Annotated in this window: 2 protein-coding genes; both read left to right on the forward strand. The window is 57.8% G+C overall.

The features are described 5' to 3' along the window. The first annotated feature begins 176 nt into the window (after positions 1 to 176). Positions 177 to 1,514: a plasmid recombination protein gene (locus tag DMP06_RS11170; protein ID WP_123209807.1), complete on the forward strand. Its 1,338-nt coding sequence runs from the start codon at positions 177 to 179 to the stop codon at positions 1,512 to 1,514. Between the two features lie 299 nt (positions 1,515 to 1,813). After that, the gene (locus DMP06_RS11175; protein WP_123209808.1) at positions 1,814 to 2,431 is read left to right on the forward strand and encodes a replication protein; all 618 of its coding nucleotides are present in this window, start codon (positions 1,814 to 1,816) and stop codon (positions 2,429 to 2,431) included. Positions 2,432 to 2,873 lie beyond the last annotated feature (442 nt).

Genomic DNA, 2,873 nt, shown 5'->3' on the forward strand with positions numbered 1-2,873 from the left:
GTTGTGCGGTGGCCCGCAACTCATGAGCGACGCCGCGAATGAGTAGGGCGGCAAGGGCTTGCCCGCGCAGCCGCTTGCGGCGGAGTTCCCGAAGCGGTACGCTTCGGGCAGGCGATAGGACGAAGTCTTATCTAGCCTGCTACATAAGACTTAAGAATCATATGGGGTGACACGCCATGGCCAACTTGCAGGGATACGGGACGAACTCGGTGGGCAACATGCTCAACCACTACACCCGGCACGCCGGAGACCCCGAGCAGACAAAGTACCGATATGCAAATCAGGATATCGACCAGACCAGAACGCACCTCAACTACGCGATTTTTGCCCGCGATGACCCGGCGGCGTTCGTGCAGTCGAAAATTGACGAGGTGGACGTGAAGCCGAAGGGCGGCGACAAGGCCACGAACGTCATTTCCGACTGGGTGATAACGCTTCCGAAGAACCCGGCATTGATAGGCAGGGAGAGGGAGTTCTTTAAGACCGCGTACAACCACATGCTGAAGACGGTTCCTGAGAAGCTAATCGTTGGTGCCTGGGTGCACATGGACGAGAATCAGCCGCACATGCACTTCTGCTTCTGTCCCATTGTGCACACGGCGGTGATGACCAACGACAAGAGCCGTCCGCTTCTTGACGCTCAGGGGCAAGTGAAACGGGACAAGAAGGGCACGCCGCGCTATGAGCGCGTGCAGGTGCGCGATGCCGCCGGAAAGCCCGTGTATCGCTCCTCGTTCGGTCAGACGAAGGTTTACACGCGGGCGCGGATGAAGAAGTTCCATCCAGACCTTGAGAAGGCCATGGAGGGGCATTTCGGCTTCAAGGTGGGCATCGAGCTTGAGGACAAGGGCGAGAAGCTTCTGAGCGACCTCAAGCAGCCTGATTACATCAAGGCCAAGGAGACCATGTCTCGGCAGCAAAGCAGAATCAGGGCGTTGGAAGCCAAGGAGGTGGAGACCCGTGGCAAATTGGGCGCCCTGACCGATGAGGTCGAGAAAAAGCGGTCGCAATCTGCGGATATCGATTTGGAAATCGGCGGAAAAACGGGCGAGCTTGACGACCTGCAGAATGAAATCGAGCAGAAAATTCTGGATCTTGCCGCTGCCAAGGCCGAATGTGAAGCCGTGTCCCAGAGATTGGAGTCCCTTCGGCAACGAGAAAGAGAGGTTGCTGGGGACGTTGCGGAGCTTCGACCCATCGCTGCCGAGATTGGGCGCTGGGAAGCTGCGGACAGGGCTGGAAAGCGCGCAATCCTCGATAGCATCGCTGATGGATGCAGTGCGCTCCGAGAGAGAATCCAAGGCCGCGTTGAGCGCCTTGGAAAGCGAATCGAGGAGGTTGGAGCGCGAGTTAGAGCGCTGAGGGAAAAAGTGATGCCGTCAACGCGCAAGCTCAAGCGTGGACTCAAGGAGAAGCAGGAGAGCCTGGACGAGATGATGGATTGGGCGAGGAAATCAGCCGGGTCGTTCGGGCGTGAGAGCGCACCGACGCGCTCGCGGCCGCAGAGCCGCTAGCACATCGCCGCGCCGGAACGTAAACGATAGTTTACGTTTGCTGGTATTACAGAAAACCAGCATCTAACTGCGAAAATAGGCAAAACAAAAGCCCACCGCGCGGACGCGATGGGCTAAAATGTTTGATTGTCGGCTGTGGTTGCCGCCTCAACCGACAGGAAAAGTAACGGATTACGGCTCCGTCACGCACAGTAAGATTCTACCAGTTTTCCCAGCACAAGGGCATCCTAGCAAGGAAAACCAACAGCAAATTAGACCTCTCGGAGCCGCTTTCCACGATTAGAAAGGGCTCCATTTTTATGGCCACGAACAGCAAAACGACCCAGAAAAAGGCTGATGCGAAGCGAGCGGGGAAGCGCGCTCGCGCTTGGACGGCGATGGTCTACCCAGACTCGGCACCGGAGAACTGGCAGGAGATTCTGCGCGAGCAACTTATCGAGTGCCTGATTTCACCGCTCCATGACAAGGACGTTCTGCCGACTGGCGAGCCGAAAAAGGCGCATTGGCACGTTGTGCTTTCCTTCAAGAACCCGACTACGTTCGCCAAGGCGTGCGAGGTGTTCACTGAAATCAAGGCGGTCGTGCCGCCTGAGAAGGAGTCGCGCGTCAAGGACTTCCGGCAGATGGCTCGCTACCTCTGCCACATGGACCAGCCCGATAAGCATCGCTATGAGATGCAGGACGTGGTGTCCATCGGCTCAATCGACTACGCGAGCCTGTGCATGTCGGCGGCAGACGAGGACGATATGCTCGACCAGATTTTCGAGACGATGGACAACTACGCACTGGACAGCTATCCGAAGGTCGTTCGATGGACTCGTGAGCACAACCCAGAGTGGAAGCCAATCGTGTACCGCAAGTACACGAAGCAGATTAGCGAGTACGCGAAGGGTCTCCATTACGAATCGAAGCAGTAGGCGGGTCAATGTAGCAGGCGGTGACTACGGGGCGGCGTGGTCTGCGTAGCAGATCTAAGCCGACTCGTTCACCGGCTGCGGAATTGACGCGCCGGTGAAGCCAAAAGACAGACTGGGAAGAGGGTCGATGTGAGCGCAAGCTCCCATCGACCCTTTCCTTGCCCAAGTCGGCGAGGACGGTTGATTTGGGGATGGAACTCCGAATGAGCGAGCGAAGCGAGCACTACGACATACATTCGGAGTTCCAAGTTCCAAGAATGGTGAACCGTTCCTGTGGAAGGGGTTCGGGGGTGAAACCCCCGACCGCACAACCTAGTTGTGCGGTGGCCCGCAACTCATGAGCGACGCCGCGAATGAGTAGGGCGGCAAGGGCTTGCCCGCGCAGCCGCTTGCGGCGGAGTTCCCGAAGCGGTACGCTTCGGGCAGGCGATAGGACGAAGTC

The sequence above is a fragment of the Slackia equolifaciens genome, from assembly GCF_003725995.1.
GTDB classification, from domain to species: Bacteria; Actinomycetota; Coriobacteriia; order Coriobacteriales; family Eggerthellaceae; genus Slackia; species Slackia equolifaciens.

What these genes read in the sequence shown, in the direction of transcription:
- DMP06_RS11170 (WP_123209807.1), top strand. Translation starts at nt 177, where the DNA reads ATGGCCAACTTGCAGGGATACGGGACGAACTCGGTGGGCAACATGCTC.
- DMP06_RS11175 (WP_123209808.1), top strand. Translation starts at nt 1,814, where the DNA reads ATGGCCACGAACAGCAAAACGACCCAGAAAAAGGCTGATGCGAAGCGA.